At 59.3% G+C, this 22,584-nt stretch carries 22 protein-coding genes; 14 read left to right on the forward strand and 8 right to left on the reverse strand.

The window, feature by feature from the left end:
- Positions 1-12: 12 nt before the first annotated feature.
- From AC19YQ_RS16675 to arfB, 7 genes are all read left to right on the forward strand, one after another.
- Positions 13-645 (forward strand): L-threonylcarbamoyladenylate synthase, encoded by a 633-nt coding sequence (locus tag AC19YQ_RS16675; protein WP_133079015.1) that lies wholly within the window; start codon positions 13-15, stop codon positions 643-645.
- Positions 645-1,472, forward strand: coding sequence for a segregation/condensation protein A (locus AC19YQ_RS16680; protein WP_133079016.1), 828 nt, complete (start codon positions 645-647; stop codon positions 1,470-1,472). The genes AC19YQ_RS16675 and AC19YQ_RS16680 overlap by 1 nt, the downstream gene beginning before the upstream one ends.
- A gap of 12 nt (positions 1,473-1,484) precedes the next feature.
- The gene (gene scpB / locus AC19YQ_RS16685) at positions 1,485-2,441 is read left to right on the forward strand and encodes an SMC-Scp complex subunit ScpB (RefSeq protein WP_500595515.1); all 957 of its coding nucleotides are present in this window, start codon (positions 1,485-1,487) and stop codon (positions 2,439-2,441) included.
- Between the two features lie 119 nt (positions 2,442-2,560).
- The gene (locus tag AC19YQ_RS16690; RefSeq protein WP_133079018.1) at positions 2,561-2,752 is read left to right on the forward strand and encodes a DUF1289 domain-containing protein; all 192 of its coding nucleotides are present in this window, start codon (positions 2,561-2,563) and stop codon (positions 2,750-2,752) included.
- A gap of 144 nt (positions 2,753-2,896) precedes the next feature.
- Positions 2,897-4,093, forward strand: coding sequence for a 23S rRNA pseudouridine(2605) synthase RluB (gene rluB, locus AC19YQ_RS16695; protein ID WP_326397623.1), 1,197 nt, complete (start codon positions 2,897-2,899; stop codon positions 4,091-4,093).
- Between the two features lie 561 nt (positions 4,094-4,654).
- The gene (locus tag AC19YQ_RS16700) at positions 4,655-6,073 is read left to right on the forward strand and encodes an amino acid permease (protein ID WP_133079020.1); all 1,419 of its coding nucleotides are present in this window, start codon (positions 4,655-4,657) and stop codon (positions 6,071-6,073) included.
- Positions 6,074-6,163: 90 nt separating this feature from the next.
- A complete protein-coding gene (gene arfB / locus AC19YQ_RS16705) occupies positions 6,164-6,577 on the forward strand; it encodes an alternative ribosome rescue aminoacyl-tRNA hydrolase ArfB (RefSeq protein ID WP_019828782.1) in 414 nt (137 codons plus the stop codon).
- A gap of 5 nt (positions 6,578-6,582) precedes the next feature.
- On the opposite strand, the gene AC19YQ_RS16710 is transcribed toward arfB, so the two are convergent.
- From AC19YQ_RS16710 to phhA, 6 genes are all read right to left on the reverse strand, one after another.
- The gene (locus AC19YQ_RS16710; RefSeq protein WP_219262959.1) at positions 6,583-7,767 is read right to left on the reverse strand and encodes an MFS transporter; all 1,185 of its coding nucleotides are present in this window, start codon (positions 7,765-7,767) and stop codon (positions 6,583-6,585) included.
- Positions 7,768-7,802: 35 nt separating this feature from the next.
- Positions 7,803-7,979 carry a hypothetical protein gene (locus AC19YQ_RS16715; protein WP_019828784.1) on the reverse strand — a complete coding sequence of 59 codons (177 nt, stop codon included), beginning with the start codon at positions 7,977-7,979 and terminating at the stop codon, positions 7,803-7,805.
- Positions 7,980-8,066: 87 nt separating this feature from the next.
- Complete coding sequence (locus tag AC19YQ_RS16720; protein WP_257623040.1) at positions 8,067-8,198, reverse strand: hypothetical protein; 132 nt, start codon at positions 8,196-8,198, stop codon at positions 8,067-8,069.
- Positions 8,199-8,448: 250 nt separating this feature from the next.
- Entirely contained in the window at positions 8,449-9,645 is a 1,197-nt protein-coding gene (locus AC19YQ_RS16725; protein WP_500595516.1) for an amino acid aminotransferase, read from the reverse strand.
- On the reverse strand, positions 9,645-10,001 hold the full coding sequence (locus AC19YQ_RS16730) for a 4a-hydroxytetrahydrobiopterin dehydratase (RefSeq protein ID WP_048360736.1): 357 nt from the start codon (positions 9,999-10,001) through the stop codon (positions 9,645-9,647). The genes AC19YQ_RS16725 and AC19YQ_RS16730 overlap by 1 nt, the downstream gene beginning before the upstream one ends.
- Before the next feature lie 45 nt (positions 10,002-10,046).
- Entirely contained in the window at positions 10,047-10,838 is a 792-nt protein-coding gene (phhA, locus tag AC19YQ_RS16735) for a phenylalanine 4-monooxygenase (RefSeq protein ID WP_133079023.1), read from the reverse strand.
- Positions 10,839-11,200: 362 nt separating this feature from the next.
- On the opposite strand from phhA, the gene AC19YQ_RS16740 reads away from it, so the two are divergent.
- A complete protein-coding gene (locus AC19YQ_RS16740; RefSeq protein WP_133079024.1) occupies positions 11,201-12,757 on the forward strand; it encodes a sigma-54-dependent transcriptional regulator in 1,557 nt (518 codons plus the stop codon).
- A gap of 34 nt (positions 12,758-12,791) precedes the next feature.
- Here AC19YQ_RS16740 and AC19YQ_RS16745 read toward each other — a convergent pair whose 3' ends face one another.
- Together AC19YQ_RS16745 and tli1a are read right to left on the reverse strand one after the other, a co-directional pair.
- The gene (locus AC19YQ_RS16745; protein WP_500595518.1) at positions 12,792-15,371 is read right to left on the reverse strand and encodes a T6SS phospholipase effector Tle1-like catalytic domain-containing protein; all 2,580 of its coding nucleotides are present in this window, start codon (positions 15,369-15,371) and stop codon (positions 12,792-12,794) included.
- Positions 15,356-15,877 carry a Tli1a family immunity protein gene (gene tli1a, locus AC19YQ_RS16750; protein WP_500595519.1) on the reverse strand — a complete coding sequence of 174 codons (522 nt, stop codon included), beginning with the start codon at positions 15,875-15,877 and terminating at the stop codon, positions 15,356-15,358. Before tli1a ends, AC19YQ_RS16745 begins: the two co-directional genes overlap by 16 nt.
- 647 nt (positions 15,878-16,524) lie before the next feature.
- Here tli1a and AC19YQ_RS16755 point away from each other — a divergent pair.
- The 6 genes from AC19YQ_RS16755 to flgK all read left to right on the forward strand — a co-directional run.
- A complete protein-coding gene (locus AC19YQ_RS16755) occupies positions 16,525-17,265 on the forward strand; it encodes a flagellar basal body rod protein FlgF (protein ID WP_019828794.1) in 741 nt (246 codons plus the stop codon).
- A 45-nt stretch (positions 17,266-17,310) separates the two neighbouring features.
- Positions 17,311-18,096: a flagellar basal-body rod protein FlgG gene (gene flgG, locus AC19YQ_RS16760; protein ID WP_133075986.1), complete on the forward strand. Its 786-nt coding sequence runs from the start codon at positions 17,311-17,313 to the stop codon at positions 18,094-18,096.
- Positions 18,097-18,120: 24 nt separating this feature from the next.
- Positions 18,121-18,816, forward strand: coding sequence for a flagellar basal body L-ring protein FlgH (gene flgH / locus AC19YQ_RS16765; protein ID WP_133075987.1), 696 nt, complete (start codon positions 18,121-18,123; stop codon positions 18,814-18,816).
- 14 nt (positions 18,817-18,830) lie between these two features.
- Positions 18,831-19,940, forward strand: a complete 1,110-nt coding sequence (locus tag AC19YQ_RS16770; protein ID WP_133075988.1) for a flagellar basal body P-ring protein FlgI — start codon at positions 18,831-18,833, stop codon at positions 19,938-19,940.
- Positions 19,941-19,950: 10 nt separating this feature from the next.
- Positions 19,951-21,210, forward strand: coding sequence for a flagellar assembly peptidoglycan hydrolase FlgJ (flgJ, locus tag AC19YQ_RS16775; RefSeq protein ID WP_500595520.1), 1,260 nt, complete (start codon positions 19,951-19,953; stop codon positions 21,208-21,210).
- Positions 21,211-21,220: 10 nt separating this feature from the next.
- Positions 21,221-22,584 (forward strand): flagellar hook-associated protein FlgK (gene flgK / locus AC19YQ_RS16780; RefSeq protein ID WP_500595521.1); only part of this gene is annotated, 1,364 nt, incomplete at its 3' end.

The raw sequence follows: 22,584 nt of genomic DNA on the forward strand, positions 1-22,584 counted from the left end.
CAGGTAAACACTGTGAGTCAATTTTTCCAGATTCATCCGGAAAACCCTCAAGCGCGCCTGATCAAGCAGGCCGTCGAGATCATCAAAAAGGGTGGGGTGGTGATTTATCCCACCGATTCGTCCTATGCCGTGGGTTGCCAGATGGGCGACAAGGGTGCGATCGAGCGGATCAAGCGCCTGCGTAACCTGGACGACAAGCACAACTTCACCCTGATGTGCTGCGATCTTTCCCAGCTGGGGCTGTTCGCCAAGGTCGATACCGGCACGTTCCGTTTGCTCAAGGCCCACACGCCGGGGCCTTACACCTTCATTCTCAACGCCACCCGCGAAGTGCCGCGCCTGCTGCTGCATCCCAAGCGCCGTACTATCGGCCTGCGCGTACCGAGCCACCCGATTGCGCTGGCGCTGCTTGAAGAGCTGGGCGAGCCGCTGATGAGCGTGACGCTGATTTTGCCGGGCGAAAGTGAGCCGATGGAAGATCCGTACGAGATTCGCAATGCCCTGGAAAAACAGGTCGACCTGATTATCGATGGCGGTTTTGGCGGCAACAAGGCCTCGACCGTGATCAGCCTGGTCGACAGCGGTGATCCCGAGATTGTCCGTGTGGGTTGCGGCGATCCTGAACCGTTTATGGTCGAGGCCTGATGTCTGACGTTCAAGCTCCTGAGGCGGTAGAGGCCCAGGCCGGTGTCCAGCAAGAACTGTCGCTCGCTATGGTCTATGGCCAGGCGGTCATCGAAATGCCGCAAGACCTGTACATCCCTCCGGATGCGCTGGAGGTGTTCCTCGATGCCTTTGAAGGCCCGCTCGACCTGCTGCTGTACCTGATCCGCAAGCAAAACATCGACATCCTCGACATTCCGGTGGCAGAAATCACCCGCCAGTACATGGGTTATGTCGAGCTGATGAAAACCGTACGCCTGGAGTTGGCCGCCGAGTACCTGGTGATGGCCGCCATGCTGGCCGAGATCAAGTCCCGCATGCTGTTGCCTCGCTCGGTCGAAATCGAAGAGGACGAGGGCGACCCCCGTGCCGAACTGATTCGCCGTTTGCAGCAATACGAGCGTTTCAAGGCTGCCGCTGAAGGGATTGAAGGGTTGAGCCGGGTAGGGCGCGAGGTGTTTGTGCCCAAACTCGATGCCCCTGAAGCCCGGGCACGCAAGCTGGTGCCGGATGTGGCGCTGGAAGAGTTGCTGATGTCCATGGCTGAAGTGTTGCGCCGAACCGACATGTTTGAAAGCCATCAGGTCAGCCGTGAGGCCCTGTCGACCCGCGAACGCATGAGCGACGTGCTCGAACGCCTCAAGGGCGGTGGCTTTGTGCCTTTTGTCGAGCTGTTTACTGCCGAAGAGGGCAAGTTGGGCGTGGTCGTGACGTTTATGGCCGTGCTTGAACTGGTCAAGGAGTCGCTGGTCGAGCTGGTGCAAAATGAACCCTTCGCGCCGATCCATGTGCGGGCAAGAGCCGAATAAAGAGCTGAAACCATGAATTTGACTGAACCCCGCGAGCTTGCCTCCTTGCTTGAGGCCTTTCTGTTGGCCTCGGGAAAGCCACAAAGCCTTGAGCGCCTGTTTGAACTGTTTGAAGAAGGTGAGCGTCCGGAACCGCCTGTATTCAGGAAGGCCCTGGAACTGCTGCGCAAATCCTGCGATGGCCGTGCGTTTGAACTCAAGGAAGTTGCCTCGGGCTATCGCCTGCAGATTCGCGAAAAGTACTCGCCGTGGGTCGGGCGTTTGTGGGAAGAGCGCCCGCAGCGCTACTCGCGAGCCATGCTTGAAACCATGGCGCTGATTGCCTATCGCCAGCCCATCACGCGGGGCGAGATTGAAGACGTGCGGGGTGTGGCGGTCAACAGCCACATCGTCAAAACCCTGCTTGAGCGAGAGTGGATCCGCGTAGTGGGCTATCGCGACGTGCCGGGCAAGCCTGCGATGTTCGCAACCACCAAGGGTTTTCTCGATCACTTCAACCTCAAGAGCCTCGACGAACTGCCGCCGCTGGCCGAGTTGCGCGAGCTTGAGCCTGATCCGATCCTCGATTTCGACGACGCTCCGGTGCCTGCGCACCTTCAGGCCCTGGCCGACGAAAGCGCCGAGCCGGAAGAGCCCAAGGATGAAACCAGCTTCCGTACCCTGCTGACGGAACTGGACTCGATGGAAGAAGGTCTCAAGACCGACTTTGACGACTTGCTGCGCGACGCTGTGCCCGTCGATGTTCCGGAGCCGGAAGTAGAGGTAGAGGTGGCGGTAGAGGTAGCAGTAGAGGTCGAGGTAGAGCTGCAACCACAACCGCCGCAACCCTCTGCGGCCGAGCTGGCCCGCGAGCGATTGCGCGCTGCCGTTGCGGCCCTTGAGCAGCGATCGGCCTTGATCGATGAAGAACTTGAGGCCCAGGCACTGGCTGAAGCCATCGAGCAGGAGCGCCGCGAGCAGCAAGATTGACGCATAACCCCTGTGGGAGCGGGCTTGCTCGCGATTCGGGCGGCGCGGTGTAGCGGTGCCACCGCGGCGATGCAATCGCGAGCAAGCCCGCTCCCACAAAAAGTACTTGAGGTTTAACCATGACTTCACCCAAAGACCCCTGCATCGGCGTCTGCAAATTTACCGATGACATCTGCATCGGTTGCGGGCGCACCAAGCGTGAAATCAAGGCCTGGAAGAAACTCGGCAAAGACGAAAAGCGTGCAGTGCTGGCGGAGTCGGCGCTGCGTTTGCTGGCGTTCGAGGCCACCGGTCGGCGGAAAAAGAAGTAAGTCAGCCACTTCGTGACTAGCCTTTGATGCGCAATGGCCAACATCAGCGTATGATTCGCGACCCTTTGGCGCTCGATAGAGCCCCAAGGCCCATTTTTAACACTTCAGGCGTTCGCCTGAATTGACACACCGGGAGGTGCCCAGATGAGTGATCTAGACCCTAAAGACAGCCAGGAAATTGGCCCAGCAGGCGAAAAACTGCAAAAAGTCCTCGCCCGTATTGGCGTTGGCTCGCGTCGCGACGTAGAGAGTTGGATCAGCCAGGGCCGTATCAAGGTCAATGGCAAGGATGCAACCCTGGGTCTGCGCGTAGACCTGCACGACGCCATCTCCATCGATGGCAAGGTGATCAAGCGTGAAGAGGCAGCCGAATCGGTTCGCCGCGTGATCATGTACAACAAACCCGACGGCGAAATCTGCACCCGTGACGACCCTGAAGGCCGTCCGACCGTGTTTGACAAACTGCCGCGTCCAAAAGAAGGCCGCTGGATCAACATCGGCCGTCTGGACATCAACACCACCGGCTTGCTGATGTTCACCACCGACGGTGAGCTGGCCAACCGCCTGATGCACCCTTCCTACGAAATGGACCGTGAATACGCGGTACGTGTACGTGGCGAAGTGGATGACGAGATGATCGAGCGCCTCAAGGCTGGCGTTGTGCTGGAAGACGGCCCTGCGCGTTTCACCGACATCAAGCAGGCTCCGGGCGGCGAAGGTTTCAACCATTGGTACCATTGCGTAGTGATGGAAGGCCGTAACCGTGAAGTACGTCGCCTGTGGGAATCCCAGGGCCTGGTGGTCAGCCGCCTGAAGCGCGTGCGTTTCGGTCCTGTGTTCCTCAACTCCGACCTGCCGATGGGTCGCTGGCGCGAAATGAGCCAGTTTGAGGTCGATATCCTCAGTGCGGAAGTTGGCCTCACGCCGGTTGCCATGCCGCAGATGAACGCCAAGAGCAAAGACAAGCTGGAGCGTATGCAGCGTAAATCCTCGCGCCCTGTGGCTCGTGGTGATCGTGTTGCCCGCGTTCTGCGTCCGGCCGAAGGTGCCCCGTTGGCTCCGCGTCCAGCCCGTCAGCCACACATCGAAGGCGAGCGCCCGGCGCGTCCTGCCCGCGATGAGGCTGCTCGTCCGGCACGCAAGCCGGCAGGTCGCACTGACCGCGTACCTGCGGGTCGTGGTGCACCGGTTGCCGAGCGTCCGAGCGAAGTCAACAAGCGTCCAACCAAGCCAAGCCGTTCAGGCCCCAAGTTGGTTGACGATGCACCGTCGGGCAAGCGTCGTGGCGCTCCGACCGGTTCCGGCCAGCGTCCAGGCTTTGGCCGTCGCAAGCCGCAGTAAGCGTTAAGCGCTGTACAAAAAACGCCAGCCCCTCGGGGTTGGCGTTTTTTTATGCCTGAAAAACGCCTTCGGCAGGTGCAGCAGGCAATAAATTAGGTGGAAAATAATCGTTACAGCTCGTCAACAAATCCATACGAATTCAGCCACTTACCGCCCTTAAACCGCTGAAATCACCTCGCTGTAATGAAAATTTGCCGAGTTTTATAGATTTAGGACACTTCCTACATAGATTGCGGCTTGTTTCGTCTTGCTATCGGCTGTGTGATGGGATCTTGCCTACGTGCGGGTGTACAATGCGCCGCGTTTTAACTGTGACTCAATTGCGTACCCGCGCATTTTGCCAAGGCTGCACGCCTTGAAAATTCCGCAATGCCACAAGCGTTGCGGGTTCGATTCCGTCACAGATAAAAACAAACAGGTGACGCATGACTCGTGAAACAACCTTGGATTCCTGGCGCCTGCGCTGGGGTTTGATTTGTGTTGTAGACCCTTCGATCACTGCCTCTGGTGCTCAAGCTACAACGCACTGAATCACATCAAACCTTGTGTGGGACCTTTTCAATGAGTGGAAATACCTCGCATTCGGGCGAGCTTAAACGCGGCCTGAAAAATCGTCATATTCAGCTGATCGCCCTCGGTGGCGCGATTGGTACTGGCCTGTTCCTCGGTTCGGCCGGGGTGCTGAAGTCAGCCGGTCCATCGATGATTCTGGGCTATGCGATCTGCGGCTTTATTGCCTTCATGATCATGCGCCAGCTCGGCGAAATGATCGTCGAAGAACCGGTCGCCGGTTCTTTCAGTCACTTTGCCCATAAGTACTGGGGTGGTTTTGCCGGCTTCATGTCGGGCTGGAACTGCTGGGTGCTCTACATTCTGGTGGGCATGTCGGAACTGACTGCCGTCGGCAAGTACGTGCACTACTGGTGGCCGGAAATCCCGACCTGGGCCTCGGCAGCAGCCTTCTTCGTCCTGATCAACCTCATCAACCTGACCAACGTCAAAGTGTTCGGCGAGGCCGAGTTCTGGTTCGCGATCATCAAGGTCGTGGCGATCGTCGGCATGATCGCCCTGGGCAGCTACCTGCTGGTGAGCGGCAGCGGCGGTCCTCAGGCATCGGTCAGCAACTTGTGGGAACACGGTGGCTTCTTCCCGAACGGGACGACCGGTCTGATCATGGCCATGGCCTTTATCATGTTCTCTTTCGGCGGTCTGGAAATGCTCGGTTTCACCGCAGCAGAAGCCGACAAGCCGCGCACCGTGATCCCCAAGGCGATCAATCAGGTGATCTACCGCATCCTGATTTTCTACATCGGTGCCCTGGTGGTTCTGCTGTCGTTGACCCCGTGGGACTCGTTGCTTGAAACCCTCAACGCCGGTGGCGACAGCTACAGCAGCAGCCCGTTCGTGCAAGTGTTCTCGATGCTGGGCAGCAACACGGCGGCCCATATCCTCAACTTTGTGGTCCTGACTGCAGCGTTGTCGGTGTACAACAGCGGCACCTACTGCAACAGCCGCATGCTGTTGGGCATGGCGCAGCAGGGTGACGCACCCAAAGTGCTGGCCAAAATCGACAAGCGCGGTGTGCCGGTCAACTCGATCCTGGCTTCGGCTGCGGTCACGGTGATTGCGGTCCTGCTCAACTACCTGATGCCACACGATGCGCTGGAACTGCTGATGTCCCTGGTAGTGGCCACCTTGGTAATCAACTGGGCGATGATCAGCTTCTCCCACGTCAAGTTCCGCCAGCACATGGACAAAACGGCGCAAGTCCCGCTGTTCAAGGCCTTGTGGTATCCCTACGGCAACTACATCTGCCTGGCATTTGTAGCGTTCATTCTGGTGATCATGTTGTTGATCCCGGGGATTCGCGTGTCGGTGTATGCGATTCCGGTGTGGGTGGTCTTTATGTGGGTGTGCTACCTGATCAAGAACAAGCGCGCGGTGCAGGCATCGGCTGCGGCTTACAGCTCTGCCAAATAAGCTGAGCGGTTAATCCGACAAACCCGGCCATTGCGCCGGGTTTGTTGTTTGTGGGGTATCCTGCACGCCCCGAAGACGGACCCATTTTTGATGCTGGTGATTTCCAATAACGTGCACATCCCCGATGCCGAGATCGAGCTGACGGCAATTCGCGCCCAGGGTGCGGGCGGGCAGAACGTCAACAAGGTGTCGAGCGCCATGCATTTGCGCTTCGATATACCCAACTCGTCGTTGCCGCCGTTTTACAAGGAGCGGCTGCTGGCGCTGCGCGACAGTCGGATCACCAGTGATGGCGTGCTGATCATCAAGGCTCAGCAATACCGCACCCAGGAGCAAAACCGGGCGGATGCGCTGGAGCGTCTGGTGGAGTTGATCGTCAGTGCGACCAAGGTGGAGAAAAAGCGCCGTCCGACCAAGCCCACCCTGGGTTCGAAGAAGCGTCGCCTGGAATCAAAGACCAAGCGTGGCAGCATCAAGGCAGGGCGGGGCAAAGTAGATTTCTGAAGGGGTCAGGCTCGGGCTCTCTGAGCCTGGCGATACAGATAAACACTCAGCAGCAACCCACTGAACGCTGCCAGTGCCGCGAACAAGAAGATCGAAGCAAAGCCAAATCCTGCCGCCACGGCGCCCACCAGCGGGCCGGTAATGCCCAGTGACAGATCGATGAACAGCGAGTACGCGCCCACGGCCGCACCGCGGCTGGAGGCGGGGACCAGGTTGACGGCTTCAACCCCCAGCGCCGGGAACACCAGCGAGAAGCCGAAACCGCTCAGGGCCGCGCCCGCCAGTGCCAGTTGCGGGTTCGGTGCCAGCCACAGCAACAGCAGGCCCAGGGTCTCGACGCTCAGGCAGGCAATCGCCACCCGAAAACCGCCGATCCTGTTGATAAAATTGCCGAACACCAAGCGTGCACCGATAAAGCTGGCACCGAACAGGCTCAGGCACAGCACTGCGTTTTCCCAGTTGTTGGTTGCATAGTAAAGGGTGATGAAGGTCGCAATGGTGCCAAAGCCGATCGAGCCCAATGCCAGCCCGGCCCCGTGGGGGAACACGCGCCCCAGGACATGCAGGAACGGCAGTCGCACACCGCTGACGATGGGTGCTGCCCGCTTGGGCCATGCCAGCAGCAAGCCCACCAGCGCCAGCAATATAATGCTTACGCCCATGCTCCACATGCCCAAGTGCCCGACCATCACCACGCCTAATGGCGCACCAATGGCAATGGCGCCGTAACTGGCGATGCCGTTCCAGGAAATCACCTTGGCAGTGTTGGCCGCGCCGACCCGGCCAATGCCCCAGCCGATGGAGCCTGAGCCCACCAGGCTTTCGGCGCTGCCCAATACCAGGCGTCCGACCAGCAGGCTGGCAAGGCTAAGCGCCGGCATCGCGGTCAGCCAGCTGGAAGCCAACATGAAGACGCCGCTCAGGCCGCAGCCCGCCAGGCCGTACATCACGGCGCGCTTGCTGCCCAGGTTATCGATGATGCGGCTGGCGTAGGGGCGGCTCAGCAACGTGGCCAGATATTGCACACTGATCACCAGCCCGGCGATGACGGTGCCATAGCCCAGGTGGTTGTGTACGTATCCGGGCAACACGGCCAGCGGAATGCCGATATTCAAATAGCCAATAAAGGTGAACAGAACGATGGAGACCACTTGCAGGGTGATCGCCATAGGACGCTGTGTTTCGGGCATGGGGTAGGGGTCCTGCGGGGTGCGGTTGACGCAGATTACAATGGTGCAACCAATTGTGTCGCGATTAAAGCGGCCAAGGCGTTTTCCTGGGTGCCGAAACGCTTGAGCAAGGTTGCTTGCTTCTCGGGGCTGAGACGCTCCCAGAGGTCGATCATTTTTTCGGCGGTGCCGATCAGGACGCTGGCTTGGGTTTCGCTGAAAGTGTCAGTCACGCTTGAATCCGGAATAGGGGGGGTGGAGCGATTGTGTCAGACGGTATGAAAAACAAGATGCTTTTCGCACCGTCTGATTGTGAGCCGTCAGTCTTCGCTGTCGGCCTGGAGGCTTTCTGAGGCCTCATCCAGAGCGCTTATTTCGCCACTGGTGTGTTGCGGGACTGGCTGCTCGGTTTCGTGCAGGCTTGGGAAGGGGAGGTTTGGGATCTCGTGCATCGTCGCGCTCCTCGCAAGGTGTGTTTTAAGTAGCTTGCTAAGGATACAGGACAGAGTGTGACAATTTGTCTTTTTATTGCGTCTGGGGGGAATTGTATCGAAATTTCATCTGGCGGCGTAAGAACCCTGTAGTCGCTGCCGAAGGCTGCGTGAGGTCTGCGTGAAGGCTGCGGTGAGCTCGAGACAACGGGTTGCTCCGCAACCCTTCGCAGCCTTCGGCAGCGACTACAGGTACAGGATCAGTACAGAATCAACGGGTACAAACCTGCGCAATCGCCTTGGCCAGCAAGCTCAGGCGGGTGCCGTCGACGCCGGCCATGTTGGCGCGGCCAGAACCGACCATGTAGACGCTGTGCTTCTCGCGCAACAACTGGACTTGTTCCTGAGTCAGGCCGGTGTAGGAAAACATCCCGCGTTGCTCAGTGATGTGAGCGAAGTGTTCGGCCAGCCCGAATGGCCCCAGTGCTTCCACAAGCCCGCTGCGCAAGTGCGCGATGCGGCTGCGCATGGCTTCCACTTCGTCGATCCACAGGTTTTTAAGCGCTGCATCGCCGAGGATGGTCGCGACCACCGCCGCACCATGATCCGGCGGGTTGGACCACAGGTTGCGCGCCAGGTAGGCCAGCTGGCTGCGGATATCCGTCAGCTTTTCGGCATCATTGGCACACACGATCAAGGCGCCAACCCGCTCGCGGTAAAGGCCGAAGTTCTTCGAGCATGAGCTGGTGATCAGCACTTCCGGCAATTCGCTGACGAACAGGCGAGTTGACCAGGCATCTTCCTGCAGGCCGTCACCGAAGCCCTGGTAAGCGAAGTCGATCAGCGGCAGCAGTTCGCGACGGCGTACCACCTCCAGCACCTGCAGCCAGTCAGCCTGGGACAGGTCGAAACCGGTCGGGTTGTGGCAGCAGGCGTGAAGCAGAACCACATCGCCTTTTGGCGCGTGTTCCAGTGCCTGAAGCATCGCCGCGACGTTGAGCTTGTTGTCGCGGCCCACATACGGGTAGTGGCTGATCTTCAGCCCGGCAGCGGCAAAGATGGTTTCATGGATCGGCCATGTCGGATCGCTCAGCCAGATGCCCCGGCCCGGCAGGCATTGCGCGATAAAGTCGGCGCTCAGGCGCAGCGCACCGGTGCCGCCCGGGGTTTGGGTGGCTCCCGCACGTTTGCCCGCCAGCAGCGGCGAACCCTCGCCCAGTACCAGTTCGCTGATCAGTTGCCCAAAACGGCTGTCGCCATGACCGCCGATATAGGTTTTGGTCAGTTGCTGGTCGACCAGGCGCTGTTCGGCTTTCTTGACCGACTGCAAGATCGGCGTCAGGCCATTGGCGTCCTTGTAGACGCCCACGCCCAGGTCGAACTTGTCCGGGTTGCTGTCTTGCTGATAGGCGTCCATCAAACCGAGAATCGGGTCGCCCGGTACCCGACCTATGGCGTCGAAGTGCATTATTTTCGGCCTTCAGCGGTTTTGGCGACTTCGTCAGTGCGTGCGGCCATGATGAAATCGTTGCGGTGCAGGCCCTTGATCGAGTGGCTCCACCAGGTCACGGTCACTGAGCCCCACTCGGTCAGCAGGCCAGGGTGATGGCCTTCGGCTTCTGCGATTTCGCCCACGGCATTGGTGAAGGCCAGTGCGAACTTGAAGTTCTTGAACAGAAAGACCTTTTCCAGCTGCATGATGCCGTCGCGAACTTCGATGTTCCAATCCGGAATTTGCTTGATCAGTACCGGCAGTTCTTCGTCGCTGACCTGTGGAGCATCGGCGCGGCAGGCTTCGCAGTGGGCTTGGTTCAGTGCGTTCATGGTGGATTCCTGAATTCAGTTTTTATTGATATGTAAATAGACGTGTTATGCCGCTTTCGGTTTAGGCGCAAACTTGGGCGCATGCAGGCCCATTGTCATGCCTTTTTCGACCATCCCCATGATGTCTTCATGGGCCAGATCAAACAGACGCTTCAAGTCCGGCAGGACAAAATACAGCGGCTGCAAAATATCGATGCGATACGGCGTGCGCATGGCTTCCAGCGGATCGAAGGCCTGATGTTCCGGTTCTGACGACAGGCTGTAAACCGTTTCTTTGGGCGACGAAAGAATCCCGCCGCCATAAATGCGTTTGCCTTCCGGGGTGTCCACCAGGCCAAACTCGATGGTCATCCAGTACAGGCGGGCCAGATACACCCGTTGTTCCTTGCTCGCTTGCAGCCCCAGCTTGCCGTAGGTGTGGGTGAATTCGGCAAACCACGGGTTGGTGAGCAGCGGGCAGTGGCCGAAGATCTCGTGGAAAATGTCCGGTTCTTGCAGGTAATCCAGCTCTTCAGGGGTGCGAATGAAGGTCGCTACCGGGAACTGCTTATTGGCCAGCAATTCAAAGAAGGTCTGGAAGGGGATCAGTGCGGGAACGCGGGCAACTTGCCAGCCAGTGGTGGCACCCAGTACCTGATTGATTTCGCTCAGTTGCGGGATGCGATCGTGGGGCAGGCCCAGCTTTTCGATGCCTTGCATGTACTCTGGGCAGGCGCGGCCTTCCAGCAGTTTGAGCTGACGGGTGATCAGCGTATTCCACACCGCGTGTTCGGCAGGTGTGTAGTCGATAAAGCCATTGGCATCCGGCTCACGGGCGACGTATTTCGTTTGCTTCATGGGGCTCTCCGCAAGGAAATCGTTTTTATTATTCGGTGTTGTTGCGATGCCTTAGTGATACCCCAAGTGATTGCTCCGTGCAGCTAGCCTAAAGCCAGTAATGCTGGGATGATGGCGATTATTCGTAAAGTATTCGTTACGATGTGAGGGTTTGGCTGTCATTGCTCAGTTTTAAGCAGCATAACTGTCACAAAATCGTGACGATGAAATGCCTGCCAACGCATTAAATATCCCCCAATGTGGGAGCGGGCTTGCTCGCGATTGCAGCGATGGGGTGTGCCAGCCAGATCGCGGTGCCTGAATCGCGAGCAAGCCCGCTCCCACCTTTGATCTTCATTTTCAGGAACTGCCGAGCCATCCCCATGCGTATCAAAGTCCACTGCCAAAACCGGATTGGCATCCTTCGCGACATCCTTAACCTGTTGGTCGCCTACGGCATCAACGTGAAGCGGGGGGAGGTCGGGGGCGATCAGGGCAACGCGATTTATCTGTACTGCCCCAATCTGATCAACCTGCAGTTCCAGGCCCTGCGTCCGAAGTTTGAAACCATCGCCGGAGTGTTCGGAGTCAAGCGCGTAGGTTTGATGCCCAGTGAGCGCAGGCATATGGAGCTCAATGCCTTGCTCGGGGCCCTGGAGTTTCCGGTGCTGTCCATTGACATGGGAGGCTGCATCGTCGCCGCCAACCGTGCGGCTGCGCAGTTGCTGGGGGTGCGGGTCGACGAGGTGCCGGGCATTTCCCTGTCCCGTTATGCTGAAGACTTCGACCTGCCCGAGCTGGTGCGGGTCAACAAGTCGCGGATCAACGGCTTGCGGGTCAAGATCAAGGGACTTGTGTACCTGGCTGACATTGCTCCCTTGCAACTGGAGCACGATGAAAGCGAAGCGATGGCCGGTGCCGTCTTGACCCTGCACCGTGCCGACCGCGTGGGCGAGCAAATCTACAACGTGCGCAAACAGGAGTTGCGAGGCTTCGACAGTATTTTCCAAAGCTCCAAAGTCATGGCTGCCGTGGTGCGTGAAGCCCGGCGCATGGCACCACTGGACGCGCCTCTATTAATAGAAGGCGAAACCGGCACCGGCAAAGAACTGCTGGCGCGCGCCTGCCACCTGGCCAGCCCCCGTGGCCAGTCGCCACTGATGGCGCTCAACTGTGCCGGGCTGCCCGAGTCGATGGCTGAAACCGAGCTGTTCGGGTATGGGCCGGGGGCATTTGAAGGCGCACGGGCCGAAGGCAAGCTCGGCCTGCTTGAGCTGACAGCAGGCGGTACGTTGTTTCTTGATGGCGTAGGCGAAATGAGTCCGCGCTTGCAGGTCAAGCTGCTGCGCTTTTTGCAGGATGGCTGCTTTCGACGTGTGGGCAGTGATGAAGAGGTGTATCTGGATGTGCGGGTCATGTGCGCCACCCAGGTCGACCTGTCCGAGCTGTGCGCCCGCGGGGAGTTTCGCCAGGACCTCTACCACCGGCTCAACGTGCTGTCCCTGCATATTCCGCCGCTGCGCGATTGCCTTGACGGGCTGGAGCCTCTGGTCGAGCACTTTCTGGATCAGGCCAGCCGGCAGATCGGTTGTTCGCTGCCGCGCCTGGCGCCTGCCGCAATGGACCGCTTGAGCCACTACCACTGGCCCGGCAATGTGCGTCAATTGGAGAACGTGCTGTTCCAGGCGGTTTCGCTGTGTGATGGCGGCGTGGTCAAGGCCGAGCATATTCGCCTACCGGACTACGGCGTGCGCCAGCCGCTGGGCGAGTTCTCGCTGGAAGGCGGTTTGGACCATATTGTCGGCCGTTTCGAAAAGGCGGTGCTGGAACAACTGTATTCCGAGCACCCCAGCAGCCGATTGCTGGGCAAGCGACTGGGGGTCTCCCACACCACCATCGCCAACAAGCTGCGTGAGTACGACATCATCAAGCCGGGCTAGTGTGTGAGGTGTCGCCTTGGGGAGTGCTCGGTAACTAGCCCTTGAAACTTCCCGCCACGCCCTTTGCCTGATCCAGCCAGCCCTTGGTTGGCTCAGCCTGGGGCGTTTGTGTTTGCAGCGCTTGTTCCAGCAGGTTGTTGGCTTCAAGTGCTTGCGCGGCCTTGAGGATCGAAATCAAATTATCCGTAGTGGCGGTTTTTTCGGTCAGTGCAGGTGGCATGGGCAGCGCCTGGGCCGCTTTCACTGCGTCGCCGGTGTTTTTGGTAAAGGCGCATACGGTTTCTATGTTTTCGATCATCGGCAGTGACAGGCGGGTCACGGTGTCAAACGCACTGATAAACGGGAACTCCACCTTGCCGCGAAGCACCGGGGTACCCAGGCTTGGCAGAATCAGCCCCACCAGATAACGCGGGTTCTGGCGCCTGATCGTCAGGCCGACACTGGCCACCGCCAGGGCCACGCCCACCACGCGCCCAACGTTCACCAGCAGCGACAGTTCGTTGTTGGATTGAGTGTCGAAGAAGATCCCGCGGTACCGAAAGTAGTCGCTGAACACCTCCCGCTCGTTCAAGGCCGCGTTCATGAACCAGGCGCGGGAATCATGCACATGCTCGTCAAACAGGCCCACGATCGCCCAGGCTTTGTCGTTCACCGGCTTGCCGTTGGCGCCAAACAGCAGGGCGTAATTTTCTTCACCGGCCTGGCGCAGCTTGGCATAGTGCTCGGCCTCATCCTGGCCGTTGGTCATATACACCAGCCCGCCCACCAAGGTGTTGGCGAGGGTGCCAAAGCTGATCATCTCGCTCAAGGTCAGGTTCCACTCCGGCACGTAGTCGCGCCGAAAATCGGCCATGGCGTTGCTCAACTGCCGGTAATCCAGGTTGGGCTCGAACACTTTGCTGGTGTTGAACGAGGCGGCAGGTTGGGTGCCGGTGCGCTTTTCATAAGCCTCTTTTGTGGCTTGATGTTTTTTTTGCGACGCCAGTTCGGCGTCGGACCAGACCGGCGCTTTAGAGCCGGCGCGCATGGCGGCATCTTCTTCGAGCTGCATGGCGTGCAGGGCCTCGAACGCGTCGACTTCGTCACCGTTCATATCGCTCGCGGGGCCGTTTTGCAGCACCCGCCGATTGAGACTCGTCCACTTGATCCAGTTCATGGCGTAACGGCTGATGCGCCAACCGGTAATCACCCCGGCCTCGCGGGCCATGACCTCTTCCAGCGGGCCGTTGTCCATATTGTCGAGCCAGGTGTTGAAACGTTCGATCAGGGTGGGGTCGACGTCGTATTCTCTGGCTGTTGAACCGGCCATAACTAACCACGGCCATCGTGCTTCCAACTCAGCGCCTAGTGCCGACTGCGGGGCCTGCAATGGTGCCCCAACCTTGTACGCTTCGCTGTACATATGATGCAGGGCAATTTGCGATAACACCTCATGGCCACCTGCTGCAGCTTTGCCCTGATCGCCGGGCGGGTAACCTCCGCCAACGTCGGAGTGCATGCCGGGGTAGATATATTCCTTGGTGCCGTTGCGATAGGTGGACAGGCAGTCCGGATCGTCGGGGTTGGCCTGGCGCCGGATCGAGTCCAGGGGGAAGCAACTGCGCTGCTCGTGGGCTGCAACCATATGCACGCAGCGCTCCAGAAATTCTTCGGAGTCGGACAGGCGCAGGCTGCCATCGGCCCAGCCCATATGGCCTGCGGCAAATGGCGCCAGATAGGGGATACCCACTGAGGCCACAGTGTCGAACAGCCCCATGAACACAATCTTGATCGGCAGTCCGGCAAACAGGTAGCAAGTGGTGCCTTCCACTTCAACCTTGGTCAGGGCTTCCAGCCAGTTGGCAAATGCCCGCGCCTGGGCGGCGCCCCGCGAAAAGCCATACACGAACAGGCGTATGGCCTTGATGGTCGGGATGGTCTTGCCGGCATGGGCGGCGTCGATCTGGGCTTTGAGTTCGGCCAGGGGCTGGGCCAGCACTTCCTTGCGGCGGGTATAGCTGCTTTTGAAAACCGATGCTGCGAGCATATCTTCGGTGAGACTGGTGCCCATTTTTTGTACCAGGGCGTAGGCATCAGAGTTTTTAAGGCGTGGTTGGTCAGTGGCTCTTTTCAGCGCATCAATCAATCGGGTCAGCCCCCAGTTGATCCGGTTCTCTCCGCCTGTCGACATCGTCAAACCTTGGCTATCAGGTTTGTATTCGCCTATTTCCTTGAACTCGGTGCCGACGCCTTGCATGTAATAACGATAAAAACCCTCTCTCTGCTCGGCTTCATGTTCAGAGCCCCCCAAGCTCGCATGAAACAGACGTGCCACATTGGTAGTGGTCGAAGGTAAAGCCAGGCTGTCCGTCGGTTCATGGTTGTTGGTGCCGTCAAAGCAAAGGGTGATCGTCACAATCTGCATACAGGGCCGGCCCGCGTAAGCCCATCCGGCTGCATGAGCAGCGTCCATCGCCTGTTGTTCGAACGGGTCGAAGGCTTGCTGTTGCTTTCGATAATTGAAAAGCACATCTCCCGCTGTTTGCGGGAGAAGCCCGCCCATTTTGAAGTCGGGGGTCAGGCTGAGAAATTCGCCAGTGGATCTTTTGGGGCGCGGTTTCATGGTTTCGGGCATGTGGCAGGCTCCTGCATTTTTTGAGGGAAGTTAAATGGGTAACCCGGCTGGCCGGGGAGAGCTGCAACTGCTGATACAGCCACCTGATTACAGGGCAGAAAATGCACATCTATTGCCCCCAGTTCTTCATACGGCGCAACAGCCACAACGGCGCGATGGCGGGTGTAGTGGGTTTCGTGCTCATCCATACGTTTTCGCCACCCATCAGAAAACATCGGCTCAGGCCATCTTCCGTAGGCATACGGATCAGGGTCTTTCTCCCACTCGACTACCACGGTCAAGCCGGGGTGCCATTTCACGGGAAGCGTGGCGCAGCACATTTGGCCGCCGCCGTATCCGTAGGGCGCCAGATTGGGTCCGCCATTGCCATTGACCGAAAACCGGTTGATCGCCGCCGAGGTATGGCTATAGCCCTCGATTGGCGCGCCGAGTCGGTCAGGCAAGACGTCGGCACAGCCCTGTAGCGAGAGGGCGCTGATTGATATCAAAAGATGCAAGCGGTTCATGAGTGGGTCTTGTCTCTTGTCAGGCTTATTGAAAGAACAGCGCCCAGTGCAATGCCAATGGGTGTTTGCGAAGTGTCTTTGAAGTATCAGTGAGATTATTAAGATGCCCGCGAGCGCAGCTGAAGTTCGGGCGTCTTGTAACTATCAAGTCTGATGTCGATAAAATCAATGCTCTTTGGGTTGTTGATATAAGTTTGCCAATGCAAGGGGGCTGAAGTGTTTAAACAAATAAACGAAACTTATGAAAGTGCGCAAGAAGTTGCGCAGTACTGTTCGGGTTCTTGTGTTCTAGTCGGCAGATAACTGTTCGCCAGTTTGTTCTTGTAATAAGTGTGCAACTTCTTGCGCACTGGTTAATACCGAGCGTTTGCGTGAATTGTCGGCGCCAGGGTTGTCAGAGGCAGGTTGGGGGCAAGGGATGCGCAAGGCTTTGCGGGTTTTGCGTCGTCAGCGACACGTTTCTGGCCATGCATTGCCGCAACCGGCATAACTCCGCCGTTTTCATCCCGCTGATCTTGCCCGGCATCGCACCCCATCTCCTCGCAAACCCGCGCCGCACGGCGTCAAAAAATAGTTGGTGCGCAAATTGCTTTAACCACGGGAGTACAGCGGTGGGCGGCAAGCGTCCGTCAGACAGAGGAAAGACTGTGGACAAGTACCTATATGTGGCAATGACCGGCGCCAGTCAGAACGCTCTGGCGCAAAAGGCCCATGCCAACAATTTGGCGAACATCTCGACCAACGGTTTTCAGCGTGACCTGGAACAGGCCCGTTCGATGCCGGTGTTCGGTGACAGCTTTCCTGCGCGTGCCTTTGCCTTGAGCGAACGCCCCGCGACCGACTTCACTCCCGGCGCTCTGGTTGAAACAGGGCGGGATCTGGATGTGGCCGTGTCCGGCGATGGCTGGCTGGCCGTGCAGGCACCCGACGGCAGTGAAGCCTATGTGCGTACCGCGAGCATGAATGTGGATGCCCTGGGCATTCTGCGTGCTGGCAACGGGATGCCGATCATGGGCAACGGCGGGCCGATCGCGGTGCCGCCCCAGCAACAGATCGAAGTCGGCCAGGACGGCACCATCAGCATTCGTGCCCAGGGCGAAGGCCCACGGGTGATGGCACAAGTGGACCGCATCAAGCTGGTCCAGCCAGACCTGAAAACCATGAGCAAGGGCCTGGACGGCCTTATCCACACCAACGACGGCCAACCGGCGCCAGCCGATGCCAACGTGCAGGTGGTCTCGGGGTTTCTGGAGGCGAGCAACGTCAATGCCGTCGATGAAATGACCTCGGTGCTGGCTCTGTCCAAGCAGTTCGAACTGCACATCAAGATGATGAACACCGCCAAAGAAGACGACCAGGCCATGACTCGGGTCTTGTCCATCAGCTAATTACTTGAACGCAGCGCCGAAAAACCGGCGCGCGAGGAGAGCACCATGCTTCCGGCACTGTGGGTTGCAAAAACAGGTTTGGCTGCACAAGACACCAACCTGACCACCATTTCCAACAACCTAGCCAACGTTTCGACCACCGGTTTCAAACGTGATCGCGCCGAGTTCCAGGACTTGCTCTACCAGATCAAGCGCCAGCCAGGTGCCCAGTCGACCCAGGACAGCGAACTGCCGTCGGGGCTGCAAGTGGGGACCGGGGTGCGCATCGTAGGCACACAGAAGAACTTCTCCGCCGGTAGCCTGCAGACCACCGACCAGCCGCTGGACATGGCAATCAATGGCCGTGGTTTCTTCCAGATCATGCAGCCCGACGGGACCACGGCCTATAGCCGTGACGGTACTTTCCACCTGGACGCCAACGGCCAGATCGTCACCGCCAGCGGCTTTGCCCTGGAACCGGCGATTGTGGTGCCCGCCGATGCCCAGACCTTCACCGTCGGCCAGGACGGCACCGTGTCGGTGACCATCGCCGGCAACCCGGCCGCCCAGGTGATCGGCAACGTGCAGACCGCCGACTTTATCAACCCGGCCGGTTTGCAGTCCCAGGGCGGTAACCTGTTCCTGGAAACCGCGTCCAGCGGCGCGCCGCAAATTGGTACCCCCGGCCTCAACGGCTTCGGTTTGACCATGCAGAGCATGCTTGAGACTTCGAACGTCAGCACTGTGGAAGAGATGGTCAACATGATCACCACCCAGCGCGCCTACGAGATGAACTCGAAAGTGATCTCCACGGCTGACCAGATGTTGTCGTTCGTCACGCAAAACCTGTAATTACGTGAAATAGCGGGAGAGCTCATGAAGCGCTTGTTTTCTGTTCTGGCACTGGGCGCCATTACCTTTGTGGCCGGTTGCGTCAGTCCGCCGCCGCGGGCCAACGATCCGTACTACGCGCCGGTCCTGCCGCGCACGCCGCTGCCGGCTGCGGCCAATAACGGTTCGATTTACCAGGCTGGCTTCGAGCAGAACCTGTACAGCGACCGCAAGGCGTTCCGCATTGGCGACATCATTACCATCACCCTGAACGAGCGGACGCAGGCGAGCAAAAACGCCAACTCGGCCATCGGCAAAAACAGCAACACCAGTATTGGCCTGACTTCGTTGTTTGGCAGCGGCCTGACCACCAACAACCCCCTGGGCAGTGGTGATCTGAGCCTCAATGCCGGTTACAGCGGCAGCCGAGCCACCAAGGGCGACAGCAAGGCCGGGCAGGGCAACAGCCTCACCGGCTCCGTCACTGTGACCGTGGCCGACGTATTGCCCAACGGCATCATCGCCGTGCGCGGCGAGAAGTGGATGACCCTGAACACGGGTGACGAACTGGTGCGCATTGCTGGCCTGGTGCGCGCCGATGACATCTCCACCGACAACACCGTGTCTTCGACCCGCGTGGCCGATGCGCGCATTACCTATTCGGGGACCGGCTCGTTTGCCGATGCGAGTCAGCCAGGCTGGTTTGACCGATTCTTCCTTAGCCCGCTGTTTCCCTTTTAGTGATGAACTTCACCATGCCCAACCTCAAGCATCTGCTGGCAGCCGTGTTGCTGTTGTCGACCTCCCTGGGCGTACACGCCGAGCGGTTGAAAGACATCGCCAGCATTTCTGGCGTGCGCTCCAACCAATTGATTGGTTACGGCCTGGTGGTCGGGTTGAATGGCACGGGCGACCAGACCACGCAAACCCCGTTTACACTGCAAACCTTCAACAACATGCTGTCCCAGTTCGGCATCAAGGTGCCGCCAGGCTCGGGCAATGTGCAGCTGAAAAACGTTGCAGCGGTGTCCATCAGTGCCGACTTGCCAGCATTTGCCAAGCCGGGGCAGGTGATCGACATCACCGTTTCATCCATCGGCAACTCCAAAAGCCTGCGCGGCGGTACGCTGTTGCTGACGCCGCTCAAGGGGATCGATGGCAACGTGTATGCGGTCGCCCAGGGCAACCTGGTGGTGGGCGGTTTTGATGCAGAAGGCCGCGACGGCTCGAAGATCACCGTCAACGTTCCGTCGGCCGGGCGCATTCCGGGCGGGGCCTCGGTGGAGCGTGCGGTGCCCAGTGGCTTCAACCAGGGCAACAGCCTGACCCTGAACCTCAACCGTTCGGACTTCACCACGGCCAAGCGCGTAGTGGACAAGATCAACGACCTGCTCGGCCCGGGTGTGGCGCAGGCGATTGATGGCGGCTCGATCCGTGTGACCGCGCCGCTGGACCCAAGCCAGCGGGTTGATTACCTGTCGATCCTGGAAAACCTCGAAGTCGATCCGGGGCAGGCGGTGGCCAAGGTCATCATCAACTCGCGCACTGGCACTATCGTGATCGGCCAGAACGTCAAGGTATCGCCTGCCGCCGTGACCCATGGCAGCCTGACCGTCACCATTACCGAAGACCCAATTGTCAGCCAGCCCGGGCCGCTGTCCAACGGCGAAACCGCTGTGGTGCCGCGCTCGCGCCTCAATGCCCAGCAGGAAGCCAAGCCGATGTTCAAGTTCGGCCCGGGCACCACCCTGGACGAGATCGTACGGGCGGTGAACCAGGTCGGCGCGGCGCCAGGGGACTTGATGGCGATTCTCGAAGCACTGAAACAGGCCGGCGCCTTGCAAGCCGACCTGATCGTGATCTGAGGCCGACATCATGGACATGCGTAAGAGCGGGGTGGTCAGTGGCAGCGATTCGGGAGCGTTTACCGACCTTAATCGGCTGAACAACCTGAAGGTCGGCGACCGTGAAAGCGATGCCAACATGCGCAAGGTGGCGCAGGAATTCGAGTCGCTGTTCCTGAATGAAATGCTCAAGTCCATGCGCTCGGCCAATGAAGTGCTGGGCAAGGACAACCCCCTCAATACCCCCGCGGCCAAGCAGTATCAGGAAATGTACGACCAGCAACTGTCGGTGACCTTGTCCCGCCAGGGCGGCGGTATCGGTCTGGCTGACGTGTTGATGCGCCAGATGTCGAAAAACAAATCCGCCGTGCCGGGGGAGGCTGCGGCGACCACGGCACTGACCGCCGAAGTCAAAACCCCGACGGCCACCGCCACCGGCGACAGCCCGTTTGTTCGTAGCAGTGGCCAGCGTCCGTTGTGGGCTTCGCGGGTCACCCTCGCGCCGGATGCGGCGGCCGGCGGGCACAAAAATGACATGGCCATGCTCAATCAGCGGCGCCTGGCGTTGCCCACCAAGCTGACCGACCGCTTGTTGGCCGGGATCGTACCTTCGGCCGACCCGGCGCGCTCAACGCTCAATACGGGCGCCGTGCCGGGCCGCACCTCGCCGGGGCTGGACGCGGTGCTCAAGGGCGGTCGCCAACCGATGCTCAGCGCCAGTGGCGCGCAAGGGCGGATGCAGATTTACGGTCGTGCCGTGGCGCAGCCGCCACTGGCCCCGGCCAAGCAGGTGTTCAGCTCCCCCGATGCGTTCGTCGCGACGATGTTGCCGATGGCGCAGCAGGCTGCCGACCGCATTGGTGTCGATCCGCTGTATCTGGTGGCGCAAGCGGCACTGGAAACCGGCTGGGGCAAGTCGGTGATGCGCCAGCAGGACGGCAGCAGCAGCCATAACCTGTTCGGCATCAAGGCCACCGGCAACTGGCAGGGTGCGCAAGCGCGGGCCATCACCAGTGAGTTCAAGGGCGGGCAGATGGTCAAGGAGACGGCGGACTTCCGCTCCTACGATTCCTATCAGGACAGCTTCCACGATCTGGTCACGCTGTTGCAGAGCAACAATCGTTATAAAGAAGTGCTCAATGCGGCCGATAAACCGGAGCAGTTTGTACGTGAGTTGCAGAAGGCCGGTTACGCAACCGACCCTGAATACGCGAGCAAGATTTCTCAGATAGCCAAGCAAATGAAAACCTACCAGAGCTACGCCTCGACGGGTTCTCTCACGAATTTATAAGGTTTGAACCATGGCGAGTTTGATCAACATCGGGATGTCGGGGCTGAACGCCAGCCAGGGCGCATTGGCCACCGTGGGCAACAACATTGCCAACGCCAATACCTCGGGCTATTCGCGTCAGCAAATTGTCCAGGGCAGTGGCGCCTCGCAACAGGTGGGCGGGGTGTTTATCGGCACCGGCACCACCCTGGCCGACGTGCGCCGCGTCTACAACGCCTACCTCGACGCCCAGTTGCAAACCACCACCTCGCTCAATGGCGATGCCCAGGCGTATCTGGATCAGATCGGCACGGTCGACAAGCTGCTGTCGGATAAAAACACCGGGGTTTCGGCCGCACTCAGCAGCTTTTTCAGTTCGCTGCAGACCTCCGCCGCGGCCCCTGGTGATGTGTCCGCGCGCCAGTTGCTGCTGACCAGCGCGCAAACCCTGAGCAACCGTTTTAACTCGATTTCGTCCCAGCTCAATCAGCAGAACGAAGGCATCAACAGCCAGCTGGATACCCTGACCTCGATGGTCAACCAGCACACGGCAACCATTGCTTCGCTGAACAAGCAGATCGCCCAGGCCACCACCGGTGGCAATACGCCGAACAACCTGCTGGATGCGCGCAACGAAGCGGTGCGCACGCTCAACGAGCTGGTGGGCGTTACAGTTCAGGAACACGACAACGTTTACGACATTACCCTGGGCACCGGGCAGGCGCTGGTGCAAGGCTCCACCTCCAATACCCTTTCGGCGGTGCCGGGCCAGGTCGATAAAAGCCAGTACAGCATCCAGATCAATTACCAGCAGTCCAGTTCCGATGTGACCTCGGTGCTCAGCGGCGGCAAGATCGGCGGCCTGCTGCGCTATCGCGACGATGTGCTTGCACCGGCGATCAACGATTTGGGGCGCACGGCAATAGTGGTGGCCGATGCCATCAACCAACAGTTGGGCCAGGGCCTGGATGCCAACGGCGAGTTTGGTTCGTCGCTGTTCACTAACATCAATAGCGAAAAGGCCTTCACCCAGCGCAGCCTGGCGGCGACGGGCAACAGCGTCGGCTCAAGCAACCTGAACGTGAGCATCAGCGACAGCAGCCAGCTGACGGCTTACGACTACAAGGTGACGTTCACCAGTGCTACCGAATACACGATCCAGCGTTCTGACGGCCAGGATGCCAAGGGCCCGTTCAAGCTCGGTGACAAGCAGGTGATTGACGGTTTTACCCTTCAGCTCCCGAAGGACGGTGCGGTCGCGGCGGGCGACACTTTCAAAGTCAGCCCCACCCGCAGCGGCGCGAGCAATATCGGTGTGCAAATGACCGATGCCAATAAGTTGGCGTTCGCCGGGCCCTTGGCATCCTGGCCGTCAGAACGCTGGATCGTGTATTC

The organism is Pseudomonas sp. MF06569, assembly GCF_059862735.1.

Bases quoted from the DNA above. Each gene is read 5' to 3' on its own strand.
- AC19YQ_RS16680 (WP_133079016.1), top strand. From the start codon at position 645: ATGTCTGACGTTCAAGCTCCTGAGGCGGTAGAGGCCCAGGCCGGTGTC.
- scpB (WP_500595515.1), top strand. From the start codon at position 1,485: ATGAATTTGACTGAACCCCGCGAGCTTGCCTCCTTGCTTGAGGCCTTT.
- AC19YQ_RS16690 (WP_133079018.1), top strand. From the start codon at position 2,561: ATGACTTCACCCAAAGACCCCTGCATCGGCGTCTGCAAATTTACCGAT.
- rluB (WP_326397623.1), top strand. From the start codon at position 2,897: ATGAGTGATCTAGACCCTAAAGACAGCCAGGAAATTGGCCCAGCAGGC.
- AC19YQ_RS16700 (WP_133079020.1), top strand. From the start codon at position 4,655: ATGAGTGGAAATACCTCGCATTCGGGCGAGCTTAAACGCGGCCTGAAA.
- arfB (WP_019828782.1), top strand. From the start codon at position 6,164: ATGCTGGTGATTTCCAATAACGTGCACATCCCCGATGCCGAGATCGAG.
- AC19YQ_RS16710 (WP_219262959.1), bottom strand. From the start codon at position 7,767: ATGCCCGAAACACAGCGTCCTATGGCGATCACCCTGCAAGTGGTCTCC.
- AC19YQ_RS16720 (WP_257623040.1), bottom strand. From the start codon at position 8,198: ATGCACGAGATCCCAAACCTCCCCTTCCCAAGCCTGCACGAAACCGAG.
- AC19YQ_RS16725 (WP_500595516.1), bottom strand. From the start codon at position 9,645: ATGCACTTCGACGCCATAGGTCGGGTACCGGGCGACCCGATTCTCGGT.
- AC19YQ_RS16730 (WP_048360736.1), bottom strand. From the start codon at position 10,001: ATGAACGCACTGAACCAAGCCCACTGCGAAGCCTGCCGCGCCGATGCT.
- phhA (WP_133079023.1), bottom strand. From the start codon at position 10,838: ATGAAGCAAACGAAATACGTCGCCCGTGAGCCGGATGCCAATGGCTTT.
- AC19YQ_RS16740 (WP_133079024.1), top strand. From the start codon at position 11,201: ATGCGTATCAAAGTCCACTGCCAAAACCGGATTGGCATCCTTCGCGAC.
- AC19YQ_RS16745 (WP_500595518.1), bottom strand. From the start codon at position 15,371: ATGCCCGAAACCATGAAACCGCGCCCCAAAAGATCCACTGGCGAATTT.
- tli1a (WP_500595519.1), bottom strand. From the start codon at position 15,877: ATGAACCGCTTGCATCTTTTGATATCAATCAGCGCCCTCTCGCTACAG.
- flgG (WP_133075986.1), top strand. From the start codon at position 17,311: ATGCTTCCGGCACTGTGGGTTGCAAAAACAGGTTTGGCTGCACAAGAC.
- flgH (WP_133075987.1), top strand. From the start codon at position 18,121: ATGAAGCGCTTGTTTTCTGTTCTGGCACTGGGCGCCATTACCTTTGTG.
- AC19YQ_RS16770 (WP_133075988.1), top strand. From the start codon at position 18,831: ATGCCCAACCTCAAGCATCTGCTGGCAGCCGTGTTGCTGTTGTCGACC.
- flgJ (WP_500595520.1), top strand. From the start codon at position 19,951: ATGGACATGCGTAAGAGCGGGGTGGTCAGTGGCAGCGATTCGGGAGCG.